This is a genomic window from Oceanobacillus chungangensis, assembly GCF_003369565.1.
In the GTDB taxonomy this organism is placed as follows: Bacteria; Bacillota; Bacilli; order Bacillales; family Amphibacillaceae; genus Oceanobacillus; species Oceanobacillus chungangensis.
Genome location: NZ_PIOD01000005.1, coordinates 47,444 through 72,681 on the forward strand (window position 1 = coordinate 47,444; position 25,238 = coordinate 72,681).

Sequence of the window (25,238 nt, forward strand, 5' to 3'; positions counted from 1 at the left end):
TGATTGCAGTAAAGAGAATCGCATCAGTTACTTCTAAGAGAAGCACTTCTGACCGATCCTCATCGATTGCTATACCCTTAGTCCTTAGTAATCTCTTTTACTTAGCGATAATCAACTGCTGTAAAAGGTTGGAATACTCCACTGTTTTATGATGGGATGGATAAAAATTAATAAACGCACAATCCCAGCGTAGGAAATACACGAAGACTCATGCGGGAGGCTCACCAGCCACCCTAAGGTGCGCGAAGTGTATTTCCGGAGCGACTGACCTAAAAGCAATATCATCTAAGATAGGTCTTAGCAATTGACTATGAAACATTATTTTGCAATTACCCCTTTACTTTTCCGTTACGTGAACGTTTATAGTAAAGGGGAAGGGAGAGGGCAGCATGCAGATAAAGGAAGTAGCAAGGAAGTTGAACACGACACCGCGAACAATCCGCTTTTATGAAGAAAAAGGATTAATTACACCTAAGAAAAATGAAGGAAATGATTATCGTCTATTCACAGATGAAGAAATTAGCCGTTTGAGTACAATCTTAACCCTTCGCGAAATTGGTGTCCCAATTCGTGAAATAAAGAAAAGGTTAGAAAACAAAAATATGACAATGAGTGATTATTTGAATATTCAGCGGTCGGCACTGTATGAACAATGGATTGAGATGAAGGATATGATTACGACGATTGATCGGATGATAGAGGTTGAGCAAACGGATCAGGTTAAACATGCTATAAATAATATTTATGAGTTAGCACAGCATTTAAAGAACTTGAAAAAGATTCGTAAAAATTGGCAGGATAAATGGGATTTTGATAGTTGGGCAGCTGATTTTGATCACTATATAAAACGTGATGGCCATACCTTTAATGTTCACCAAGATTATGATGAAGCACTAAATAGAGTAATTAACACTATTGAGTTGGCATCAGGAGAAACATGTGTAGACATCGGGACAGGAACAGGAAATCTAGGTGCAAAACTTCTATCTAAAGGAGTTCATGTAATTGGAATCGATCAATCAGAACAGATGTTAATGGTGTGCAAAGAAAAGCATCCAGCAATTGAAACAAGAAAAGGTCATTTTCTTGCATTACCTTTAATGGATAATCAAGTAGATGGGATTATTTCTAGTTATGCACTACATCATCTAACAGACAATGAGAAATTGCTTGCGTTAGAAGAGATGACTAGGGTTCTAAAGTCTAATGGGCAAATTTGTATTGCCGATTTGATGTTTGTTAATAAGGAGCATCGTCAGCAAATGATGGAAACCTATCGTCGCGAAGGAAATACAGAAGCGATTTATTCAATTGAGGATGAATATTATGGTGATCGGTCTAAACTAGTAGACTGGCTAATGCAACATGATTACATTGTTGAGACATATCAGTTTAATAATATTCTTAGTATGATATACGCGAAAAAGAAATAATCTTGTGCTATTATTTGTATAATCAGATATACATGATAAAGGGGGTTATGCTTTGAGTGAAAAAGAAGAAGTTATTAAAATGATTCAAGCACTGCCAGACAATGTATCCCTTGAAGAAATATTGAGGGAGATTTATATCCATACTCGTTTTCAACGTGGTGTAAATGAATTGAATGAGGAAAAGATTGAGAATGTGATTAAAATGGAATCCGATAAGTGGTTGCAATAGAAAAGTATAATTGATATCTTGTTTCTTTAAAAACGCCGTTCCTATTATAGGAACGGCGTTTTTGTGGAATTTTTAATAAAAATAATTGATTAAGCCATTTGTTATCGCTTCTGCTACTTCATATTGATAATCAGATGTTTGGATTACTGATAAGTCATTTGTGTTTGTGATAAATCCAAGTTCCATTAAAATAGACGGAGCATTGGTTGAACGTAATACTTTATAATTCTCTTGAACTACGCCGCGATTAGTTAAATTAATATTTCTCACAAGAGAAGAATGGACATTCTGTGCAAGCTGATAGTCAGCATTGCTAGAGTAATAGGTATTTACACCTTGTACTCCAAGAATTGGGAATGCGTTATAATGCAAGCTAATAAATGCGTGTGTATCGTAAGAATTACTAATTTCCGCACGTCTGTCGAGAGAAATGTAATGATCACCTAATCTAGTAACAATGACATTTGCACCAGCAGAACGTAATTGATTTACAACAATGTTCGCAGTATTTGAAACTAGATCCTTCTCATAAATACCTCCGAGCCCTATCGCTCCGGGATCGTATCCGCCGTGACCAGGATCAATGACAATATTAAAACCCGCGAGTGATCCGCTAGTGGATGAGGTTGCAGCTGTATTATCCGCTGCACCAACTGAACTTGTGTGTGTTGGTTCTTCCGTTCTTGTGACTTTATTTGTTAGCCAAGATGCAATCCATCCTATAGATCCATTTGCTAATGAAACTTGATGCCAATCACCATCTGTTGCTACTAACGGATACGTATCACCAGAATATGTAGAACCAATAATCGAATAATTAGTACTTGGACCAGAACGGATATTTACACTGCTAGCAGTGACGGTCACGTTTTCTGATGAAGACAGATTTTCAGAAACATTACGATCAGCGGTAAGATTGTTCGTTAATGGGATAAGATGGTGCTTCGCAATCCATCCAACTTGTCCACCGTAATAGGTTTGCACCCATCCGTATTTCTCTTGGAAGACCATTACATTGTTTCCCTTACTTAATAAGCCTATTACTTCTGCATTATTACTAGGTTCGCTTCGAACATTAAGTATGGCTGAACTAACTTCAAAGGTTTGTCCTTCTTGTGCCTGACCTACATTTGGTATCAGTAATAGTAAAAGTAGTAAGAATCCTATACTGAAACTAAAGATGCGTAAAAAATTCATTTGGACCTCCTTATTATGACTGTCATGATAATAATATTACGAAATCCTAGTCATAACAAGTAAATTTTTCCAAAATCGTTCAGACGGACCATGAAGTTCGTTATTTAATCCTATTAATATTCTGAATATACTAGGAAGTATTTATCTGGTTAGTAGAATAATAGGTATAAAGCTAGGGAGCCCAAATATTTCTTATAGTAAGGGTGGTAACAATAAGGTTGCAGCCTCTAAAGCTGCATGATCATTTTTCATTTCCCCTGGCCTGCTTGCTTTACCGATGACATAACCTGAGAAGGTCATACCATAAAATTGGCAAATATAGTTAAATTGTTGTACTAGAGGAAGCCCTTTTACACGAGGATTATCACCACCAACTGCAATTAAGTACGCTTGTTTATGTTTTAATTCCTCGCGAAAATGGGAGAATTTAGGTGTTTTCATAATTTGGGACCAGCGATCAATAAATAGCTTCATTGGTCCTGACATGCTGTACCAATAAATTGGCGTTGCAAACACGATAATATCATGCTCTAACATTTGAGTTATCAGCTTTTCATGATCATCCTCGACATGGTGAAAACCTTGCGGATCATGGCGCTCATCAATAATTGGCTGAACGAAATGATTGCGCAAATAAATATGCGTTCCTTTTTCCTTTGGTATTGCATGATAGGTTAAATATTCCGTGTTGCCATTTTCTCTTGTTGAACCATGGATAACTGCAATTTTCATTATTTGACCTCCTTGGTGATTTTACAATCGTATTTATCGTAAGACTATTTTTAGTTAATTAAGATAGTATTATTTCTTGCTTGTTCTCTAATTATAAAAATTAAGAACTAACTTAGGATAATATTTGCGTCCCTGGCCCGTCGCTCCAGAAATACACTATGCTTTCCGCGGGGAGCTGGTGAGCCTCCTTGTGCTGTCGCACTTCGTAGTCTCACCTAGGCTCTACTTCCCGCAGGACAAGGAAGGCTTCGGCAGCGTTGCATCGCAATCAGACAAATTGTCCTTTATTTTCGAGGAGTCTTCGTGTATTTCTTCCGCTGAAGATAGAGTAGAATCTAGGAACAAAAGAATGACACACCCACTAACTATCAACGTTGATTGTAGCAATATACAAGAGACTCATGTGTAAATTGCAACGAATGTCTAGGTTCGAAGGCATAGTCGTCACTTGTTCGCTTTTTATATCAACTTCAAATTATCATTCGTCACTTGGGAAAGCAGCATTTATTGTTTAGATAAAATTAGTTAGGATTTTTAATTGGCTTTGATTGGTTCTTGCGGATGATTCCCTTTATTATGAATATATATGAAATGAAACCAAATATCATGTAAATAATTCCAATAGGGGTGTAACGATGAAATTTGCAATGAATTATTCGGTTGAAGCAAAGCAATTAGTCGATGAGGGGATAATTGATATCGATCTCTTTAAGTGTCCAGATTTTGATCGACAAGTAATCTGCAATGCACGGGAAGCACGACCCGCATATGTTCATTTTGCATTATATGCCGGGAAAAATAATTTGAATCAAGTAGAATGGAAAATCATCGATGATTTACGTAATAATACAGCAACACCTTTTGTAAATTTACATATGGTTGCATACAGTGAAGATTATCCTAGAATAGAGATTGCAAGCAATGACCCAAAACATTTGGAGCAAGTGCTAGAAACGGTAGTACATGATATCGAACTGGTAACGAATCGGTTTGGAGCAGATAACGTCATTTTGGAAAATGTAATTTATCGACCAGATGGAAATACGCAACAAGCAATTACAAAGCCAGAATTAATCACGAGGATTATCCGTGAAACCAATTGTGGATTATTACTGGATTTAGCACATGCACAAATGACGAGCAGATTTTTAGGTGTAGAGGTTTATGATTATATCAATCAACTACCTCTCGACGCGTTGCGAGAATTGCATGTGACAGGAATTCAGCGTGTAGATAATAAGCTTTATGAACATATGCCGCTTTCAGATGCTAATTGGCAGCTAGTTGAATGGGCGATGGAAAACATAAAGCAGGAAATCTGGCCGGAACCATGGGTAGTTTCCTATGAATATGGTGGCGTTGGACCAAAATTGGAATGGCGCTCTGAATCAAAGGTGATGGAAGAGCAAGTACCGAGATTATATGCATTAATGAAGGAAAGTCAGCCGGTAAGGTAATTTACTGTAAAATACTGGCTTAGGTCAAATTAATTATTGAGAATATAAGGAAATAATTAGGTAGTTATATGATACTCGGACAAGGAAATAAATGTTAGATAATAGTAATCAAAAAAGGCTTTAAGAATCGAATCTTTCTTAAAGCCTTTCCTATAGATATTAAGCTGGAATGCGTTTCTTCTGCTGCATTAGGAATAAAAATACACCGACTAAAACAATAATTCCACCGATGATTTGCAGACCGTTTAGACGTTCTCCTAATATGACAACTGCTAAAGCTGTCGCACCGACCGGCTCACCCAAAATGCTCATTGAAATGAATGTAGCATTTACATAGTTTAACAGCCAATTATTAATGACGTGGGAAACAGTCGGAACGATTGCAAGTAATAGGAAAATCCCCCATTCCCGAGTCTCATAATGAAACAAAGGAACACTTGCAACAATATTAAACAATGTTAATACAATTGCTGCAAAAAGAAAGACACAGAAACTATATATCCAGTGAGAAACTTTCTTCACTGCATTTTGTCCAATTAGTAAATAGCAAACAACAGCAATGACACAAAGGAAAGAGAGAATATCTCCAATAATTGCCTGACGACTTAAACCGAAATCACCCCAGCCAACCATTACAGCTCCGATTACAGCAATTCCCATAGTTAACATTGCAGCACCAGTTGCCCTTTCTTTATATAAGAAAAAACCGCCAATAAGTGAAATAATCGGTTGTAATGCAAGGATAATCGTTGAACTTGCCACGGTTGTTAATTGTAATGAGCCGAACCAAAGGGCGAAATGGAGGGCTAAGAATAAGCCAGAGAAGAATAATAAGTACCAGCCTTTTTTCGTTATCTTTCGAAATTCACTCCGATTAATCCAGACCATCGGCAGTAAAAATAGCGAGGCAAACCACATGCGGTACATACTAGAAATCGTTGGTGGTGCGTCTGACCATTTTACGAAGATGGCAGAAAATGAAATAGCGATAATCGAGATAATTAATGGCAAGGCAAAATTTCTCGAATTGTTACGATGGTTCAATATAATACGCTCTCCTTATTGATAAATTCATAATTACAGCTATCCAATTATAGCTTAGGTTAGGTAACTTAACAATTGGTTTTTTCTTCAGTGCAGCTTATTTAATTTAGGTTCATTTATATGAGTTGTTGTTATCTATAAAAAGTGCGAACTACTTAATGCTATAAGAGTTCTCGGACCGGTCGCTCCAGAAATACACTTCGCTTTCCGCGGGGAGCTGGTGAGCCTACTCGTGCTGTCGCACTTCGTAGTCTCACCTAGGCTCTTCTTCCCGCAGGAGTCTTCGTGTATTTCTTCCGCTGGGGTTGTGCTTAATCTACCGGTATTGAATCGATATACTCACCCAATATAGCTGTTGATTGTGGCGAAGGACAGGAGACTCAATAAAGAATCATTTCTTCCGATAAGGTTGGAGCGTTGCCAGTGAAAAGCGACTGACTAGAGCAGAAGTCAAAATCGTACTTACTTTATATAAACTATGAAAATCTCGAGTAAAGAAAAAGCAGTAAAATACCTGTAATAAAGGTATTTCACTGCTTTATCAATATTAAGCGCGGATCCATTTCCATATTTCTGCAGGGGAGGCATTTTTACCGTACATTAAAATACCAACTTTGAATATTTTTCCAGCTAATTTCATGCATAGCCAAATGCTTATAAGCAGGATTACTAATCCAATAATAATTTCGAGCCATGGCCATTCTTCCAGCAATGATATTCTTAATATCATGACTCCAGGGGAACTGAATGGAATATACGTACCAATTTGTGCGATTATACCGCTCGGATTTCCAATTACAGGACCAATAAAGGCAAAAGGTAAGAATGGCAGCATCATGGTGAAACCTTGGAAGTTTCCAGCTGTTGTCATGTCTGACATCGTTGCACCGATTCCAACAAAGACTGCTGCAAATAGCAAATAGCCAAGCAAGGCAATAAACGTCAAGAGCAGTGTTTCAGGAACAAGCAGGTACTCCATAATTGGCATGTCAAATTTCCAAATTACAAGTGGAACAAGGAAGACTAATAGAACGGCAACTTGAATAAGTCCTAATATGAAATAACCGATAATTTTCCCTTGCATTAATTCGGTTGGCGTAATCGATGATAAAATAATTTCGGCTATTTTATCTTTCTTTTCCTGTGAGGCACTTTGGAAAATGGCCATCCCTGTAAACACAATAGAGATGAATATAATTCCTGCAAAGGCTCCAGGTACCATCTTCTCGAGAAAGTCATCCGATGATGCTGTTTCTAGTCCTGCTTCACCAGTTTCAGCCTCTGACTCCTCTGTAGATACTTCTTCAAAAACCACTCCATTTGAAACAACCGCTAACTGCTCAGGGGAAAGGCCAAGCTGCTCTAACTGCAAAGTCTGAAGCGGAGTTGTCAATAATTGAACTTCATTCATAAAAGCATTATCTATCTCTTCGCTTGTATAAACAGGGACAACTCCGTCGGTAAGCACCTGCTCAGTTAAAAATAGATAGGCTGTATTTTCGCTGTCTTCCAACGCTGAGGTCGCCTCTGCTTCACTTAAATCGGTCTGATTCAGCTGCCAATTTAACCCAATCTCATCTGCGATACTTTCGATATCTGTATATAAATTTAATTCATCATGAATATAGACTTGTGTTAACTCTGAATTGTCCTCGTCACTGCTGAAAAGTCCGGGTAAGGTAAACCCTAAAATCATTAAAAGCGGCGTTAAAAATAATCCTATAATATATGATTTGTTTTTCAGGTTTCGTTTTATTTCCCATTTGGCAACTTTTCTTGAATTACGCATCGCTTGCACCTGCTTCCTGTAGTAAGTTTTTCCCTGTTGCGATATCAATAAAGATTTCGTGAAGAGAAACGCGATTAATTTTCAGTTCATTTATTATGAGGGTTTCGGGTAATAATTTTAGCCATTGTGATGGATTAACATCCTTTGCTAAATAGAGAGTAGCACTATTTTCATGCTGTTCGACACGCTCTACGTCAGCAATTGCTTCAAGATCCTGCAGCTGATTTCTTCCATTAATGGTACATTTGAAATTAGCATATTCCGTTTTAACTTCATCTAATGTGCCATAAATGACTTTATGTCCTTTTTGAATCATAAAGAGTCTGTCACACATTTCCTCGACTAGATTCATTTGATGTGATGAGAGCAGGATTGCAGTTCCCTGATCTGCTAAACTGCGAATCTCTTCTTTAAATAGCTCCTGGCTAACCGGATCTAGTCCAGAAAATGGCTCATCTAAAATAAGCAATTCTGGTTCATGCAGGATCGAGCCGATAAACTGTACTTTCTGACCCATACCTTTTGATAGTTCTTCGATCGATACTTTTTCTTTTCCTTCTAAGTCGAATTTCTTCAAGTACATAAGAATTCGCTCTTTTGCTTTATCTAATGGATAGTCTTTCAAATCAGCAAGATATAATAAGATATCCATAACTTTTACATTTTTATAAAGGCCACGTTCTTCCGGCAGATAGCCAATTTTATGCCGGGGTATTTCATTTCCCTCGTAATTATGAAAAGTGATTGATCCTGCATCTGGATACATGATCCCCATAATATTTCGGATTGTGGTTGATTTACCGGCACCATTTGGCCCTAGAATTGCCATGATTTCTCCTTTACGAACTTCAAAAGAGATGTTATGGAGAACTTTCTTGTCTTTGAATGATTTTTCTAAACCGTCAATTGATAGCATAACGTTCAATATATTTCCTCCTCGTCTATGGTGTGAACTACAATTCTATTACTGTTAAACTGTTAATAGCAGCGTAATGATTTCTTCCAGTTCAAGTGATTTTCTGTCAATCCAACCGATGTTATTTTTTTGTAAAAATATTTCTGTTTCCTCTGGATGATTGGATACAATCTGCGGATGGGCACGGGAAACTTCTCCGGGAATGGCTGTATTTGGCAGCGTACTATTCAGCCAGTAACGCTTGTAACTTTCTGTTAATGCTTCTTTTTCAAAGTTTCCAATCACTTTCCCATTACGTAGTACGAATAAATAATCGGAAAGTTTCTTAATATCCTCTACTTGATGACTCGTAATGATAATGGAACGGTCCCCTTTGTCCATCCAATCAATCAATATATCCATGAAAAATTTTTTAGAAGGGATATCCATAAATGCTGTTGGTTCATCGAGTAATAATAACGGTGTATTACGCGCAACTGTTAAGGCTAGATTTAATTTTTGCTGAACACCTTGTGACATCTTACCAAATCGCTTATTTAATGGAACGTCAAAGAGATTTATCAACTCCATAAATAGGGCATTATCCCATTTAGGGTATAGGCTTTCTATTAACGCTTTTAATGCATTTCCTGTATAAGCATCCATGCCAATGGTGCTTTGTGGCAAGTAGGCGACATTCCTTTGCCAGCTTTCATCTTCCTTGCCAACAGGGGTATTAAAAAGCTTAATATTGCCGGAATCACTGGAAGCAAGATTCATTATTAGCTTCAGAAGCGTGCTCTTTCCCGAACCGTTATTGCCTACAAGTGCAGTAATCGTTTCTGGTTCTATTGCCAAGTCAATTGGTCCAAGCTGAAAATCATCTATTTTTTTCTGTAAATTGGATATTTCAACATATGGCTCCATGCATTAATCTCCTTTCTTATGTGTATTTAATACGTCGTGAAAAATCGCTTCAATTTCTTCAATCGTATAGTCATAATTCATTGCCGTTTCTACTGCCTTTTCAAAAGTTTCATAAACGGAGTTCGTCTTTACTTTATTTTTTAATTTTTTTTCAATTTCTGCGACAAAGGTTCCTTTCCCCTGCAGTGTTTGAATAAATCCTTGGTATTCCAGATCTTGATATGCACGACGAATAGTGATGACACTCACCTCCAGGTCCTTTGCTAATACTCGGATCGATGGGAGCGGTGTTCCCGCCGGCAGATGATTTCCTGCAATGAGAGCTTTTAACTGGTTTTCTATTTGATGATAAATTGGCTCACGTGAATCTTTTGCAAGACGTATCGGCAGCTCCATCACAAGCACTCCTTTCTGCTGTAACATCCATTATAGATAATCCAATTCAGTCATTTTTTTCTTCATATAATGGATCCAATATTTAACGCTGAGTATTGTTACGATAATCGATATGACAATAGATAGGAATGACCATTCGCTTGCGATATAAATGGTCCATCTGACAATTCCATCTTCTAATACCCGGTAGAAAATGAAATAGATTATAGCCAAACTCGTAATAATGATTATAGATGCCATAATCATTGATTTTGGATTGATAAATTCACCAACATCACTTGCTGCCATTGAAAACCCGATTATAATACCGATGGCTAACCAGATGATGGAAAATATCATGTACTCGGTTGGTGTCATTATTTCCCGGTAATTTGATGAAAGTAAATATAATGCAATTAACAAGATTATCTGCGGCAGGAGAGAATAGAATGAATAAACGATAAGTCTGCTCCAAATCAGTACATTCTCTTTAATTGGCAATTGTCTTAATAAGATGACAGAGGGTGAGGCCCAAAGATCACCACTAATCTTTTGCAATTGAAATTCTTTTGGCTTCATGTAGTAAGGGGCAAAACAAAAGATTACCATTAGCAATATATCATTGATAGTCCAACCGATTGTTTTTCCTTTTCCATCAACAACTAAAAATAAAAGGGAAATCAGTAAGTATAAAATCACCGAACCGAAATAGCTTATCTTTGCTGTCCGAAGTTCATACATCGCCAATTGATAAGCCTGCTTCAAGTCTTGCATTTTAGTAGCCTCCTTTTTAAGTGTTATACTGTGTATATCTATATAAACAGTATATAACCAGATGTAGTAAAAGTAAACAGTAATTTTTTGAAAAATATATATTTTTGGTTATAGAGATGAGGGTGAATATTATTGCAGTCAAGTTATTAGGTAGGCCAATACTTACCGATTTATTAATGGAGATTTCATGAGGTATGATCGTGATTGAGCATGTAGTAAGCGACTAGATTACTACAGGTCCTTATAAATCAACGTTGGTTCACATTTTAGACAAAACTTTGTTAACGAATTGTGAACTAATGAGCAATCATATTTCCATATTATAAAAACATGGTATTCTATAAATGTAATAAGAAACACATTTACAATATATTGTGAAATAGTGAGCAACTAATAAAACTAAAATTAAAGGAGATGGCAAGAATGATTATGGATTTTATTCGCAATAATAAATTTGTCGCTGGAGTATTAGCCATTTTAAGAATTTACATTGGGTACACGTGGTTAATGGGAGGTCTAGGAAAAGTAACTAGTGGAGGATTTGACGCAAGTGGATTTATTCAAGGAGCAATTGCTAACTCAACTGGTGAAGGTGCAACAGTTCAAGCTTGGTGGGGAACATTTTTAGAAACAGTCGCTTTACCCAATGCTGGATTATTCAGCTTCATGGTTATGTGGGGAGAAATATTAGTTGGTGCAGCACTTATCTTAGGTATTTTTACAAACTTCGCAGCTCTAATGGGGATCACAATGAACTTCGCATTCCTATTCAGTGGAACAGTGAGCACAAATGCACAAATGGTACTAATCACAGTATTCTTAATCATTGCAGGTTATAATGCAGGACGTTACGGATTAGACAGATGGGTACTTCCTTTCTTAAAGAACCACACACATATCGTAAAAGAAAAGGCAAAAGAAAAAGTTGTAGTAGCGTAAAGATAAATAGGTTAAATAAAGCTGACTTTTAGAGAAATCTAAGGGTCAGCTTTTTAAATTGTATGGGAACTGATAAATACTGATGTTCGACAAAATAATTCTCCCTGCAAATGGATAATGTAAATTCTCCTATTTTCTAAACTATGTTTAAACATCATGCTATTCGTAAAGGATAATTACTATTCAATATGAAAGGTGATGAATAAAATGAATCGTTGGTTAATAATTTCCGTTATGCTGATTACCGTATTTGTGCTCACTATATATACTAGTAATCAAGATAGAGAGCAAGAAAATGTGGAAAGTGATCAAGATAGAAATGCTTCTGATAATATTGAGGATGCAATAGATGCGAACGCTTTGGCGACAGAAGTACCCGTAACTCTTAAAAATGCAGATGGGGAAATTGTAGCAACCGCGACGTTAACAGAAGATAAAGAGGGAGTTAAGATTGCGCTTGAAGGAAAGAATCTTTCGCCAGGTGTACATGGCTTCCACATTCATGAAGTGGGATTATGTGAGGCGCCGGATTTTAAATCCGCTGGTGCTCATTATAATCCAACAGGTGCTCATCACGGATTCAAAGATCCGCTTGGTCCACATGCAGGAGATTTAAAAAATATAGAGGTAACTGAAGACGGAACGGTCAAGGCAGACGTAGTGGCAAATATGGTTACACTAGATCCAAATGGTAAAAACACTTTATTGACTGAACAGGGAACGGCATTGATAATACATGAGAAGGCCGATGACTATATCTCTCAACCCGCAGGAGATGCAGGAGAGAGAATAGCTTGTGGGGTTATCAGTGAAAAATTATAGAATTGCGAATATAAAATAGAATGTATGTTCTATTTTTGAGTTGGATATGCTATAATCAAAATGGATAACGTTCTTTTAGGGACGGGTCGGCTAACCCTTTTAAAGTTTGGGGGTGATGCCTGTGGGAATGTATGAAGTAATGATGGTACTTGGAAGTTTCGGTACATTATTGATTGCGTTACTCGCTTTGATTGTTTCGATGATCAAAAAATAGACCCTCCCTATTAGCCTTCCGAAGTCTTTAGGGAGCGTCTATTCACACTAGAGTAGCCGATCCCTCTCTAGGGGAACCGCTTATTCTAAGGGACTAGTTGCAGCTAGTCCTTTTTATTATATTCTTCATCTAGTTCCAGTATACCATGTTCTTTGCAGCTTGTAACATATAATAGGTAAATTGCTTTATAAAGAGATGTATAAATCAGAATACCCTAAATTAATTGACTATAAAGTGCGCTTTCTTTTCCTATTGCTTTTCATTCCTGTATAATACAATTTTAGTAGTGAAGGAAAGGGAGGAAATTATGGATTCTCTATCAAGGGCACAAACAGAAGTACAACAGGAGAAAATTTGGTCAAGAGATTTTGTGATTATTTGCTTGGCGAATTTCTTTGTGTTTTTAGGCTTTCAAATGACCTTACCGACCATTCCTCTATTTGTGAAGGAACTGGGTGGCAGTGATCAATTAATTGGCTTTGTGGTCGGCATTTTTACTTTTTCGGCATTATTATTTAGACCATATGCTGGCCATGCGCTTGAATCGAAAGGTAGAGGGTTTGTATATTTACTAGGACTGTCTATTTTCGTCCTTTCTGTCGGTGGATTTGCTTTTGCCGCTAGTATTGCCTTTTTATTTATTTTAAGAATCATCCAAGGAATTGGCTGGGGATTATCTACGACAGCAGGAGGAACAATTGCAACCGATATTATTCCAGCTAGTCGCCGCGGAGAAGGGCTAGGGTATTTTGGATTATCTGGAAATATTGCACTTGCACTAGGACCTTCACTTGGATTAACATTGACGGGAATTATCACATTTAAACAGCTGTTTTTAATTTGTGCTGCGCTAGGACTTATTTCATTTCTTTTAGCATCAAGAATAAAATATATAAAAGTGAATGGATCAGATGCAAAAGTTTCGCATGTGAAGTTCGATATTTTTGAAAAGACGGCACTTCAGCCTTCAATTCTTGTATTTTTTATTACAGTTACCTTTGGTGGGATTGCAACATTCCTTCCGCTCTATGCAATTGAAAAAGATGTTGCAGGTATTCATTATTACTTTCTTATCTATGCGTTATTTTTAATGATATCTCGAACTTTTGCAGGGAAGATTTACGATAAAAAAGGGCATCTGTACGTATTTCCACCTGGTGCCGCATTGATTCTTATTGCAATGTTATTATTAGCTTGGCTACCGAATACGCCGATTCTGATTCTAGCGGCTGCACTATATGGACTTGGATTCGGAATTGTTCAGCCTGCATTACAGGCTTGGTCCGTTGAAAAAGCGCCGATTAATCGAAAAGGCATGGCAAATGCAACGTTCTTCTCCTTCTTCGATTTAGGGATCGGAATTGGAGCGATGCTCTTTGGTCAGCTTGCAGTATTTGGCTACCATTCTATTTATATAACCTCTGCGGGTTCTATCTTTTTATGTCTACTATTATACGGGGGATTAGTCTGGAGAGCTAAGAAACAACTGCAATAGAAATAAAATCCAATCACATCGTTGCTTGGATTTTATTTAGCAATTGGAGGATAAATTTAACAGATATAATCAGCAGCTACAATCGGCATCGGTTGTCATTGTTTAAGCTCTTTTTCGTTACTTTCTGCACTTACCCAGTGGAAGTAATACACGAAGACTCCTCGAAAATAAAGGACAATTTGTCTGATTGCGATGCAACTCTGCCCAAGTCTTCCTTGTCCTACGGGAAGCAGGAAGAAGAACCTAGGTGAGGCTACAAAGCGCGAGCTCACCAGCTCTCTTAGGATGCGCGAAGTGTATTACTGGAGATTAGTGACAAACTTGTTTCCCCTAATGAACTACAATACCGAAGAATCATTCTTCAAAATGATGTATAATATAATACTAGAAAACCAATCCTGTTAAGTATGAATAAGATAAATCGTTTCAAAAACAAAAGTATGTCATTTACAATAGAGATAAGAAGTAATTGTGCTGTTCAAAAAGTAGGAGGATAAAAAGGACCGCGTCGGCTTAGATTTGCAACGTCCTGGGACTGCGATTACTCGCCCCATCGGAAAGATTTGTTGCAACGCCGACACTAGCCTGTCCTGGGCGTCGAAAGTTCGAGGTGGCGTAGCTTTGACTAGCGGGCTTCCACAGGAAGTGGTGACTTCTACGTTGTCCAAAGGATGTGGACGGCTTTAGTAGAAGTTCCTTGACTGTTTTAGCGTGAGCAAAGATCCTGCACACAGGAAAAGCGTTTTTCTTTTCCAAGGAACGGAAAAGAAAGCCAACTAGAAACATCGATGTGTCATTTTTACCGGAATTTTTAACGCTCTCTAATAGAAGGTAGGTTGCTAGTATTTTGAAAAGACTTAGTGAAATGAATATCCAGAAATTATTTCCATCTATTATATATAAGCGCGGTTTAGAATATTTTAATCGAAAAAAGGTGAATAATCTTTTATATGATATAAATAATCAGGTCTGGACGGCGACTGTTCAAGGATCTGAGAATTATTTTGTAGAAATTGACATGAAGGATTACGCGAACGGTTCAATTGATACATTTTGCGACTGTCCTGCTTTTGATACATTTGGATCGTGTAAGCATATTGCCGCTACACTGATCGGTATTGCGAACAAGGAATCAAATAAAACCCCTGGATTTGCAAACTATGATTATCAACAAACGAATCGTTTCATCCAAGCACTCAGTTCCCTACGTACTCAAAATATGACAACCGACATACTACCAGAGAAAGTGCCATTGCAAGTTGAATATTATTGCAAATGGTCTTATGACAGAAATTTATTGATTGAATTAAAGGCTGGGGAGAAGCACTGTTATGTAGTGAAGGATGCCTATGACTTTTTAGAAAATATTTTACAAGGAAATGAGCATTTCTTTACGAAGAAATTCACTTTTAATCCAGAAACCTATTATATCCTGCAACAGGACATGGAAATCTTTGAGATGCTTTATTCAATTAGAAACAATGAGAAAATATATAATGGTTATGATAGTTATCACATTCATCGGAATGTTAGTGATAAACGAACGATTATTGTGCCGCCACTTATAGCTGAATCATTACTCGAAAAGCTTATTAATCGGGATTTTACTGTGGAGTCAAGCGGACATCTTTACCGCAACATTGCCATTGAGAAAGAAACCTTACCTTTTCAGTTTTTATTAACGAAAAGTGAGAATGATGAGTTAATGTTGCAGATGGATGAGGTAAAGGATGCAACTTATTTTAAGGAATATGAAATGTTATTTCATCAAGGGATCTTCTATTTCCCGAAAAAAGAACAAATCCCGATTGTAGAGGAAGTCTCCCGTTTTGGCATGGATGACCTGCGATTACCAATTACAAAAAAACAAGCGGACACTTTTATGTCTGAGGTTATACCTTCCTTAAGAAGGATCGGGAAAGTCGAAGCATCGGAAAAGGTAACAGAAGAGATAGTTCAGGTTCCACTAAAGGCGAAGCTATATTTAGAAGTGAAGGAAGACTGGATTATTGGCAAGCTGGAGTACCATTATGGCAGTCATTTAATCGATCCCTTTAGTGGCCGTAAGCAAGGGGATGTCATTATTATTCGGGATGTGGAAAAGGAACAACAGATCATGCAGCTAATTGAGCATGCTAATTTCCACTATAATGGCAAGGACCTTTATATAGAAGCGGATGAAGAAGAAATGTATGATTTTCTCTATTATGTAATGCCACTTCTTGATGATTATGTGGAGCTTTTCATGACGGCAGAAATTCATCATTTAATAGTGGAAAATGACCCAGCTCCAAGTACGAGTGTGCGATTGGAATCAACTACTAATTTGCTGGAAATTGGTTTCAATATAGATGGTGTGGATGATTCAGAGATTAATAAAATTCTTGATGCCGTAATTGAGAAAAAGCGTTATTATCGCCTGCAAAGCGGGGCACTCATGTCTTTGGAAGGGGAAGAGTTTGCTTCTATGCAGCAACTTTTCCGAGATATGGACATTAAGAAACAGGATTTACAGAATGGCAATGTTCAAGTTCCTGTTTATCGAGGTACACAGTTAGATGAACTAATCGATACGAAAAAGAATTATGACCCATCCTTCCGCAAGCTGCTACATCAGCTAAGGTCGCCTGAGGAACAGGTCTATGAACTGCCAGATAATCTGAATGCATCACTTCGGAATTATCAAATCACGGGATTCCAGTGGTATAAATCATTAAGTCACTATCACTTAGGAGGAATTCTTGCAGATGATATGGGATTAGGTAAAACGTTACAAAGTATCGCCTATATCGCTTCGGAACCAAGTGGAAATGGTTGGCCGCATCTTATTGTGGCGCCTTCATCGGTTGTTTACAATTGGAAAAATGAATTTGAGAAATTTGTTCCTGATTTAAAGGTGGCTATTTTAACAGGTCAGCCTGCTGAGCGCCATCAAAAAATAGCCGAAAGCATGGATAAGGATGTGTGGATTACTTCCTATGCCACACTGCGTCAGGATATTGATATTTATCGTGAATTAACCTTCCAATCGTTTATTTTGGATGAAGCACAATTTATCAAGAATTATGCAACAAAAACATCTAAGGCAATGCGGGAAATTAAAGCGACTCGTCGCTTCGCGCTTAGTGGGACACCGATTGAGAATACAATTGATGAGCTGTGGGCCATTTTCCAGGTTATATTACCCGGGCTTATGCCGAATCAGCGGGATTTTAAACAATTATCAAATGAAAAAATTGCGATGCTAACGAGACCTTTTATTTTGCGACGTTTGAAAAAGGATGTATTACAAGAACTGCCAGAGAAGATAGAATCGGTAAGTGTGTCAGAGCTGACGAAAGATCAAAAGGATTTGTATGTAGGTTACCTACGTCAAGTGCAACAAGAGGCGGCACAATCGATGCAGGAAAGTGGCTTTAATCGAAACCGAATGAAAATATTAGCTGGCTTAACACGCTTGCGACAAATATGTTGTCATCCATCTTTGTTTATTGAGAATTATCAGGGCGGATCAAGTAAGCTTGAACAATTGATGGATACTGTAAAGACCGCGCTTGAAAATGGCAAACGAATGCTGATTTTCTCACAGTTTACTAGTATGCATGAAATAATTATTGACCACTTGGCGAAAGAGGGGATTGATTATTTCTATCTAAATGGGTCAACTCCGGCTAAGGATCGAGTTGACATGAGTGAACGCTTTAATAATGGGGAGAAGAATATTTTCCTTATTTCATTAAAGGCTGGTGGGACTGGACTGAATCTCACTGGTGCGGACACCGTTATTCTTTATGATTTATGGTGGAACCCCGCGGTTGAGGATCAAGCAACAGGTCGTGCCCATCGATTTGGTCAAAAGAACGTTGTGCAGGTCATTCGTCTCGTAACAGAAGGGACAATTGAAGAAAAAATTTATGAACTGCAGCAAAAGAAACGTGAGCTTATCGACCAAGTAATCCAACCAGGAGAAACGATGTTGTCTTCCTTAAGTGAAGCGGATGTACGAGAACTATTGAGTATCTAAAAATCGATACACGGCCCCGAGTCGTGTATCGTTTTTTTCATTGAGCTGTTTAACTGACATACCAAATAATCGATGATTACGATATAAGGAATAGTAATGTAATTTCCATAGCAGAGGTTGTGCACTTAGAGCAGCGTTTCAGCTCCTTTGTAAGAAAGTCAACTCTCAGCGATGCTATTCCCACTGGAACCTCATGTCTCCCGCTATAATCAACAGCCATTTGAGATGGAATATACTATCAATTTTATTAAAGAAGTAATAATGGTGTATCTCACAATCTCAGCGAAGGAAATACACGGAGACTACTGCGGGAGGAAAGGCCTCGGTGAGACTGCGAAGTGCGATAGCACAAGGAGGCTCACCAGCCGCCCGCGGAAAGCGTAGTGTATTTCTGCAGCGGCAGGACAGTCCGCCAATCATTACTCCTAACTATTACAGCTGCCAATGTGAGACAGACCTTCATAAAAGCTACTGATTCAACGTAAAGAGCTTTCTTGGTCGTCCTTTTACGTATGGTCTTTCTTCCCCTGAAACTCTTATGACCTCTCCTGAAAGAAGTTTATTAACCGTTCGTTCTGCACTTCGCTTTGTAACGTTATAATAAACAGCTATATCATTTGAGGAAAACGGCTCATTATTACGTTTTGTTATAAAGTCGATAAAGTTATAGGATAATTCATTATTTAATCGTGCTTTATGGATAAGCGCTTGATATAACTTGGATGTGTCGACATGCTTCTTAACTCCAATTGGTCCAATTAATTCCTCTCTTTCATTCATAATATAACTAATGCTTTTCTCCTCTAAGTTACAGGCCTTTAAGGATAGCAGTGCATTTTCTTCAGCTTGCTCAGGTGATAATCCAAGACCAAAGCCAATGTTAAAGGGCAACTGCAATTCAATATTCAATTCATGAAGTAACGGGAAATCTCGATAGTGCCGGGTTAAGTTGTCCAATAAGCTCTTTGTGCCAACAATTGCAACATGATTGTTTGTATCAAAAACAGTTGCATTGGTTTTCTTTGCAAAACGAGCGAATGCTTCCCTTATTTTGCCCATTTCACTTATAACGATATCCTTCTCATGAATTGCCTGTATTGAATCTTTAAGTGCTGCGTAGCCAATTATGATTTGGTTACTTGTCGTTTTATTAAACGTAATCACCGATACTGCTTTTATTATTGCTTGTTCTATATTTTTCGATGGAATCTGCATCATGCTAACTGGAATTCCTAATGAATGCAGTTTTTTTTCAACCATAATGCTTGAGGTTAAGACATGATTAATTTTCCCCTCTGTCCATAGGCTTACGTGATGATCGAAAATGGCATCAAAATCGACAATAGTCTCTTTCTGATAGCTATATTGATACGTGTGCTTACTGTTGATATTTAATTCTTGTAGCATCGAAAGAATATTATCCTCTTCATTTGTATCAATTGAAAGTCGATTGGAAATATGTGGATAATGCTGCATTAAGTGATATACAGAGGATAGAATCGTATGTTCATCCAATGCTACCTGTACTACTGGTAAACGTTTCTTTTCCATCCTCTCCTTCACATATAAATAGGAAATAGGGTCAGTAAATATGTAAATATCACAAATGAATGCTTTCTTAATCAATTCCAATACTTCTATTTCTTCTTCATAGCGAAAGGGAAGGATTGTGATATTTTGCTTGTTCTCTATGATTTTTATTGCTCTTGTAATTATCTCCGCTCTACCAAACATTGCGATTTTAATTCCCATCTCTGCTCTGCCCCTTTACCGATAAATAGTGTATATAATCAACGGTCACTTTTGTAATAATTAAATAATTCCTACTATCATATTGAATTTTCTTAATATTGTCAAGAAGCTAACTATAAATGTATGAAAATATGTTGAATTCACATATTTTCGGCATCTAAATTTTAATTGATACAGAGAAATGAAAGAGGTGGAATACGTGTCATTACTAGATCTTTCATTGGAATTTCAGTTTTTATGGAACATATTTCTTTCACGAAAATAAAGTGAAAGTTTTCCTATTTCAGTTCAAAATCAATCCAACAAAGGGCTGAATTGCTGGAATTGAATTTGCAAGCGCAGAAATACAGACATTATTAACTGCTAGGGTAACTACAAAGGAAGTGGCAGTAGATGTAATTATCGTTAAATGCTAAAGAAACCTCTTTTTTGTTATAGAGAGGTTTCTTTAATAGAAAGGCTAAGTTAAGTGAAGTTTGGTGCTGTGGTATTTTGAAAGCATCTCACACAGTTTAGTTTTCTAATAGATAGTAAATAACCATCAGGATTATCAAAATGATTAATAAGGAAATCCCCTGGAATTTAATAAATCGGTAGAAATTCTCATTCTTTTTCTCTGAGGGTAAAGGTTTCTCTTTCCACTCCTCTAAATAATCAGGATTCCTTGACATTACACTACGAAATCTTCTAAATCCAAACGTAATTCCATCAAAGAAAGCTCCTCGTTTAATATACATAAACAGTCCGATAACGATATAGAAAAATGAAATGTAAAATAAGGTATTAATAAAATCAGTGAAATTATATTGTTTTGAAAAAATGAGGAAAGCGATGGAGGCAAAAACTAAATTAATGGCTAAGTATAAATATTGATTATTTTTCATATTAATTCACCTATTGTTGTTGTGATTTTTCTTAATGATATTGAAATAATTGCAGTTATTCATGATGAACGTTAGTATACCATATCTCCTTTAAAATGTTGAATAGAAGTGATTTTGAAAATATTTCTAATTGATACTTAAGTCATATGCAAAGCGACATTATCCGACAAAAGTTTGCAGAAATTACTATGTTTTGTAAAAAACTTTTGCATTCTTGTTTAAATAGCGATATAATTCTCATTACAGGTTATTGAATAGCTTCTATATCTTGAATTTTCAGAAAAAAACAACTATGAGGAGGACAAAGAAATGAAGCTTAAAAATTGGGCATTATTACTTGCCTTTGGTTTATTATTAAGTGTACTAGTTGCTTGTGGCAGCGGAGATGATAGCGCAAAAGACTCATCTGACAATGCAGCACAAGGGACAGAAAATACAGCAACAGACGGAGAAAAGGTACTTAATTTTGTTAATGGGGATACGATTCCGTCAATGGACCCATCTCTAGCAACTGATGAATTCGGCTTCCAGTTCTTAGGAACAACAATGGAAGGTTTATATCGTCTAGGTGAAAATGCACAACCTCAAGAAGGTATTGCAATTGACCATGAAGTAAGTAAAGATGGTCTTACTTGGACATTTAACTTGCGTGAAGATGCAAAATGGTCAAATGGTGACCCTGTAACTGCACATGACTTTGTATATGCGTGGCAGCGCGCAGTAAATCCTGACACAGGTTCAGAATACGGTCCATACATGATGAACGGTGTTATCAAAAATGCAACAGCAATCAGCACGGGTGAAGCGCCAGTTGAAGACTTAGGTGTTAAAGCTGATGGCGACTACACATTAGTTGTTGAATTAGAAAACCCTACAGCATACTTTGAATCATTAACAACATTTGGTACATTCTTACCATTAAATCAAAAATTTGTTGAGGAACAAGGCGATAAATTTGCTACAAGTTCTGATACATTACTTGCTAACGGTCCATTCCTATTAGAAGACTGGGAAAGCACAAGCAACTCATGGAATCTTGTGAAAAATGACGATTACTGGGATGCAGATACAGTTCAATTAGACAAGATGACTTATGAAGTAGTTAAGAAACCACAAACTGGTGTCGATTTATACGAGGCAGGTACAGTAGACCGTGCGCCATTATCATCAGATCTTGTGGATCAATATGCAACACATGCAGACTATACAGTTGAACCACAAACATCTATTTTCTATTTGAAAATGAACCAAACGAGAAACGAAGCACTTGCTAACACGAATATCCGTGCAGCAATCAGCAAAGCATTTAATAAAGAAGCAATTGTTAATGAAATTCTAAACAATGGATCACTTGTTGCGAATGGTATTATTCCAGCTGACTTTGCTCGATTGCCAGAAGGTTCATCAGACGCTGGAAAGGATTTCCGCGAAGTTAGCGGTGACCTTGTAACATATGATCTTGAAAAAGCACAAGAATACTGGGAAAAAGGTTTAGAAGAACTTGGAACAGATACAGTTGAACTTGAATTACTTGGTGATGATAGTGAAAGTGCTAAGGTAATGAGTGAGTATTTAGCGAATCAATTATCGACAAATCTTCCAGGTTTGACAGTAAAATTAAAAAACGTTCCATTTAAACAACGTCTTGATCTAGACACAAACATGGACTATGATCTTGTAGTTTCAGGTTGGGGTCCAGATTATCTTGATCCATATACTTTCTTAAACCTCTTCTTAACAGATGGTGAAAACAATAGAATGGGCTACTCAAACCCTGAATATGATGAATTAGTCAATGCAACGACAACAGATCTTGCAACTGACAATGTTGCACGATATGAAAACTTCCTAGCAGCTGAAAAAATTCTATTTGAAGATGCTGCAATTGCACCAATTTATCAAAAAGCAGTGGCACAATTAGTTTCACCAAAAGTACAAGGTGTTCTTGTAAATCCATTTGGTGCAACTTATGAATACAAATGGGCTAGTGTTGGTTCAGCAGAATAATTGATTAATATTTGCTAATCGAATAATATTGCTAATAATTGACAAGAGAGTTTGCCTCTAAAAGAGTCATGCTCTCTTGTTCCGTTTTGATTCAAGAGACTTATAATAATGAAAATTTTGTTATCTTTATATTCACAAAATTATAATTTAGGAGGTGCTGGTATGTTCCGCTATATACTACGACGGTTATTCTATATGTTAATTACACTATTCATTATCGCTACTGTTACATTCTTCCTTATGAAAATGCTGCCTGGTAGCCCGCTAAGCGCTGAAGATAAACTAAGTGAAGAACAAAAAGCCATCGTATTAGAAAAATACGGCTTAAATGACCCTGTACCAATTCAATATTTAAGGTATCTTGGTGGATTAGTAAAAGGTGATTTAGGAGTTTCCTTTGCTTTTGATAACACGCCAGTAACAAAAATATTAATGGATCGTATGGGCCCTTCACTACAATTAGGATTTCAAGCATTATTGATTGGGTCATTTTTAGGAATAATCTTGGGATTAATTGCAGCGGTATTTCGTAACGGTGCTATCGATTATACCTCAACAATTTTCGCTGTGTTAGGATCATCCATCCCCAACTTTGTATTCGCTGGATTACTGCAATATGTATTTGCAGTTCAATTAAACTGGTTCCCTGTTGCATTATGGGGAGGATTCGAATATTCCATTCTGCCAACCATCGCATTAATGATTTTCCCGATGGCTACAGCTGCCCGGTTTATTCGAACAGAAATGGTAGAGGTTTTAAATTCTAATTTTATACTTACTGCTCGTGCGAAAGGGATCAGTGAAACCGGAGTAGTATTCAGACATGGACTGCGTAACGGTTTAATTCCGCTGATTACAGTACTTGGCCCAATGGCAGTGAGTATGATAACGGGTTCCATGGTTATTGAGCAAATCTTTGCTATACCTGGAATTGGAGAGCAGTTTGTAACATCTGTTACTTTAAATGATTATCCGACAATTATGGGAACAACATTATTATTTGCATTTCTATTTGTTGTTATCATCTTAATCATTGACCTCCTTTACGGATTAATCGATCCTAGAATAAGAGTTTCAGGAGGTAATAATTAATATGGCTGCAAATAATCAAAATAAGATACCAAAGGAACTACTTGTTCCATTAGTGCGTAAAGAAGATACGAGTGAAAAGATCTCTGGTCCAAGCAGAACCTTTGGGCAGGATGCTAGAAGAACTTTTTTCAAAAATAAATTAGCAGTAGTTAGTGTGTTCTTAATTATCATTATTATTCTAATGAGTATTTTTGGACCTAGTATGAATGAACATGGTTCTGACGATCAGGATCTAATGAGAGCGAAAATGCCGCCACATGTACCTGTATTGGAAAACATTTCTTGGCTTGGTTTTGATGGGACATTAAGCGGAAAGTATCGCGGCGATAATGTAGAAGCGGCGACTGCAAATGCTGTCGCACGTTATGATAATAACGAAGAGTTTATTGACATTAAAGTTGTTGATGAAGGTGATGGCAGCAGAAATTCTGCGGTTGTCGATGCAACGTATCATATTTATGATGCAAAAGATATGTCCGGCGAGTATTTCTGGTTAGGAACAGATACACTCGGACGTGACCAATGGACACGTCTATGGGAAGGTACTAGGGTTTCATTGATCATTGCATTTGTTGCAGCGGTCATCGGACTTGTAGTAGGTGTTGCTTACGGTGGAATAGCTGGATTCTATGGTGGAAGAATCGATAACGTCATGATGCGGATTATCGAAATTCTTTCCGGAATACCAACCCTTGTCGTTGTTCTATTAATGATGCTTGTTCTTCAGCCAGGTATAACGTCAATTGTTATTGCCCTCTCGATTACAGGATGGACAGGGATGGCACGAATTGTGCGCGGGGAAGTTTTAAAACTTAAAAACCAAGAATTTGTCCTTGCTGCACGAACTTTGGGTCAATCAGATGGGAAAGTAATTATGAAACATTTATTACCGAATATCAGTGGAATTATCATTATTAATACAATGTTTACAATTCCAGATGCAATCTTCTTTGAAGCCTTCTTAAGCTTCATTGGTATGGGTATTGTTCCACCAGATGCGTCGCTTGGTTCATTGATTAATGCAGGTTTTGATAATTTGAGATTATATCCATATCTATTAGTGTACCCAGCAGTCTTGATTTCGTTAATTATGATTGCATTCAATCTAATTGGTGACGGATTACGTGATGCGTTTGATCCGAAAATGCATAAATAGG

22 protein-coding genes are annotated in these 25,238 nt (G+C 37.2%); 12 read left to right on the top strand and 10 right to left on the bottom strand.

All coding sequences use genetic code 11. The features are described from left to right. Positions 1-389 precede the first annotated feature (389 nt). Positions 390-1,433: a MerR family transcriptional regulator gene (locus CWR45_RS04160; RefSeq protein WP_115748546.1), complete on the top strand. Its 1,044-nt coding sequence runs from the start codon at positions 390-392 to the stop codon at positions 1,431-1,433. Positions 1,434-1,485: 52 nt separating this feature from the next. Beyond that, a complete protein-coding gene (locus tag CWR45_RS19700) occupies positions 1,486-1,662 on the top strand; it encodes a hypothetical protein (RefSeq protein ID WP_170138786.1) in 177 nt (58 codons plus the stop codon). Between the two features lie 72 nt (positions 1,663-1,734). Here the strand turns inward: CWR45_RS19700 and CWR45_RS04165 are convergent, their stop codons facing one another. Further along, the gene (locus CWR45_RS04165; RefSeq protein ID WP_115748547.1) at positions 1,735-2,859 is read right to left on the bottom strand and encodes an N-acetylmuramoyl-L-alanine amidase family protein; all 1,125 of its coding nucleotides are present in this window, start codon (positions 2,857-2,859) and stop codon (positions 1,735-1,737) included. 192 nt (positions 2,860-3,051) lie between these two features. Then, a complete protein-coding gene (locus CWR45_RS04170) occupies positions 3,052-3,591 on the bottom strand; it encodes a flavodoxin family protein (protein WP_115748548.1) in 540 nt (179 codons plus the stop codon). 635 nt (positions 3,592-4,226) lie between these two features. On the opposite strand from CWR45_RS04170, the gene CWR45_RS04175 reads away from it, so the two are divergent. After that, positions 4,227-5,048 carry a multinuclear nonheme iron-dependent oxidase gene (locus CWR45_RS04175; protein ID WP_115748549.1) on the top strand — a complete coding sequence of 274 codons (822 nt, stop codon included), beginning with the start codon at positions 4,227-4,229 and terminating at the stop codon, positions 5,046-5,048. 159 nt (positions 5,049-5,207) lie between these two features. Here CWR45_RS04175 and CWR45_RS04180 read toward each other — a convergent pair whose 3' ends face one another. The 6 genes from CWR45_RS04180 to CWR45_RS04205 all read right to left on the bottom strand — a co-directional run bounded on the left by CWR45_RS04180 (position 5,208) and on the right by CWR45_RS04205 (position 10,852). Then, complete coding sequence (locus tag CWR45_RS04180) at positions 5,208-6,098, bottom strand: DMT family transporter (RefSeq protein WP_425453597.1); 891 nt, start codon at positions 6,096-6,098, stop codon at positions 5,208-5,210. A 541-nt stretch (positions 6,099-6,639) separates the two neighbouring features. Continuing rightward, the gene (locus CWR45_RS04185; protein WP_115748551.1) at positions 6,640-7,881 is read right to left on the bottom strand and encodes an ABC transporter permease; all 1,242 of its coding nucleotides are present in this window, start codon (positions 7,879-7,881) and stop codon (positions 6,640-6,642) included. Beyond that, positions 7,874-8,806 carry an ABC transporter ATP-binding protein gene (locus CWR45_RS04190; protein ID WP_115748552.1) on the bottom strand — a complete coding sequence of 311 codons (933 nt, stop codon included), beginning with the start codon at positions 8,804-8,806 and terminating at the stop codon, positions 7,874-7,876. The genes CWR45_RS04185 and CWR45_RS04190 overlap by 8 nt, the downstream gene beginning before the upstream one ends. Positions 8,807-8,851: 45 nt before the next feature. Continuing rightward, positions 8,852-9,703, bottom strand: a complete 852-nt coding sequence (locus tag CWR45_RS04195) for an ATP-binding cassette domain-containing protein (protein ID WP_115748553.1) — start codon at positions 9,701-9,703, stop codon at positions 8,852-8,854. A 3-nt stretch (positions 9,704-9,706) separates the two neighbouring features. Continuing rightward, entirely contained in the window at positions 9,707-10,099 is a 393-nt protein-coding gene (locus tag CWR45_RS04200) for a GntR family transcriptional regulator (RefSeq protein WP_115748554.1), read from the bottom strand. 30 nt (positions 10,100-10,129) lie between these two features. After that, complete coding sequence (locus CWR45_RS04205) at positions 10,130-10,852, bottom strand: hypothetical protein (protein WP_115748555.1); 723 nt, start codon at positions 10,850-10,852, stop codon at positions 10,130-10,132. Between the two features lie 423 nt (positions 10,853-11,275). Between CWR45_RS04205 and CWR45_RS04210 the strand changes: the two genes are divergently transcribed. From CWR45_RS04210 to CWR45_RS19705, 6 genes are all read left to right on the top strand, one after another. Then, entirely contained in the window at positions 11,276-11,791 is a 516-nt protein-coding gene (locus CWR45_RS04210; RefSeq protein ID WP_115748556.1) for a DoxX family protein, read from the top strand. A 207-nt stretch (positions 11,792-11,998) separates the two neighbouring features. Continuing rightward, positions 11,999-12,613 (top strand): superoxide dismutase family protein, encoded by a 615-nt coding sequence (locus CWR45_RS04215; RefSeq protein ID WP_115748557.1) that lies wholly within the window; start codon positions 11,999-12,001, stop codon positions 12,611-12,613. Positions 12,614-12,740: 127 nt separating this feature from the next. Further along, positions 12,741-12,827, top strand: coding sequence for a putative holin-like toxin (locus CWR45_RS20050; protein WP_245975351.1), 87 nt, complete (start codon positions 12,741-12,743; stop codon positions 12,825-12,827). A 307-nt stretch (positions 12,828-13,134) separates the two neighbouring features. Continuing rightward, a complete protein-coding gene (locus CWR45_RS04220) occupies positions 13,135-14,322 on the top strand; it encodes an MFS transporter (RefSeq protein WP_115748558.1) in 1,188 nt (395 codons plus the stop codon). A gap of 847 nt (positions 14,323-15,169) precedes the next feature. Continuing rightward, positions 15,170-18,346 (top strand): DEAD/DEAH box helicase, encoded by a 3,177-nt coding sequence (locus CWR45_RS04225; protein WP_115748559.1) that lies wholly within the window; start codon positions 15,170-15,172, stop codon positions 18,344-18,346. A gap of 325 nt (positions 18,347-18,671) precedes the next feature. Then, positions 18,672-18,821, top strand: a complete 150-nt coding sequence (locus CWR45_RS19705; RefSeq protein ID WP_170138787.1) for a hypothetical protein — start codon at positions 18,672-18,674, stop codon at positions 18,819-18,821. Here the strand turns inward: CWR45_RS19705 and CWR45_RS04230 are convergent. Continuing rightward, positions 18,815-20,098: a hypothetical protein gene (locus CWR45_RS04230; RefSeq protein ID WP_115748560.1), complete on the bottom strand. Its 1,284-nt coding sequence runs from the start codon at positions 20,096-20,098 to the stop codon at positions 18,815-18,817. The genes CWR45_RS19705 and CWR45_RS04230 overlap by 7 nt on opposite strands. A 512-nt stretch (positions 20,099-20,610) precedes the next feature. Next, complete coding sequence (locus CWR45_RS04235) at positions 20,611-20,982, bottom strand: DUF3899 domain-containing protein (protein WP_115748561.1); 372 nt, start codon at positions 20,980-20,982, stop codon at positions 20,611-20,613. Between the two features lie 309 nt (positions 20,983-21,291). On the opposite strand from CWR45_RS04235, the gene CWR45_RS04240 reads away from it, so the two are divergent. From CWR45_RS04240 to opp3C, 3 genes are all read left to right on the top strand, one after another. Continuing rightward, a complete protein-coding gene (locus CWR45_RS04240) occupies positions 21,292-22,989 on the top strand; it encodes a peptide ABC transporter substrate-binding protein (protein ID WP_115748562.1) in 1,698 nt (565 codons plus the stop codon). 162 nt (positions 22,990-23,151) lie between these two features. After that, positions 23,152-24,081 carry an oligopeptide ABC transporter permease gene (gene opp3b / locus CWR45_RS04245; protein ID WP_115748563.1) on the top strand — a complete coding sequence of 310 codons (930 nt, stop codon included), beginning with the start codon at positions 23,152-23,154 and terminating at the stop codon, positions 24,079-24,081. A 1-nt stretch (position 24,082) separates the two neighbouring features. Then, entirely contained in the window at positions 24,083-25,237 is a 1,155-nt protein-coding gene (gene opp3C / locus CWR45_RS04250) for an oligopeptide ABC transporter permease (RefSeq protein WP_115748564.1), read from the top strand. The last annotated feature ends 1 nt before the right edge of the window (position 25,238 follow it).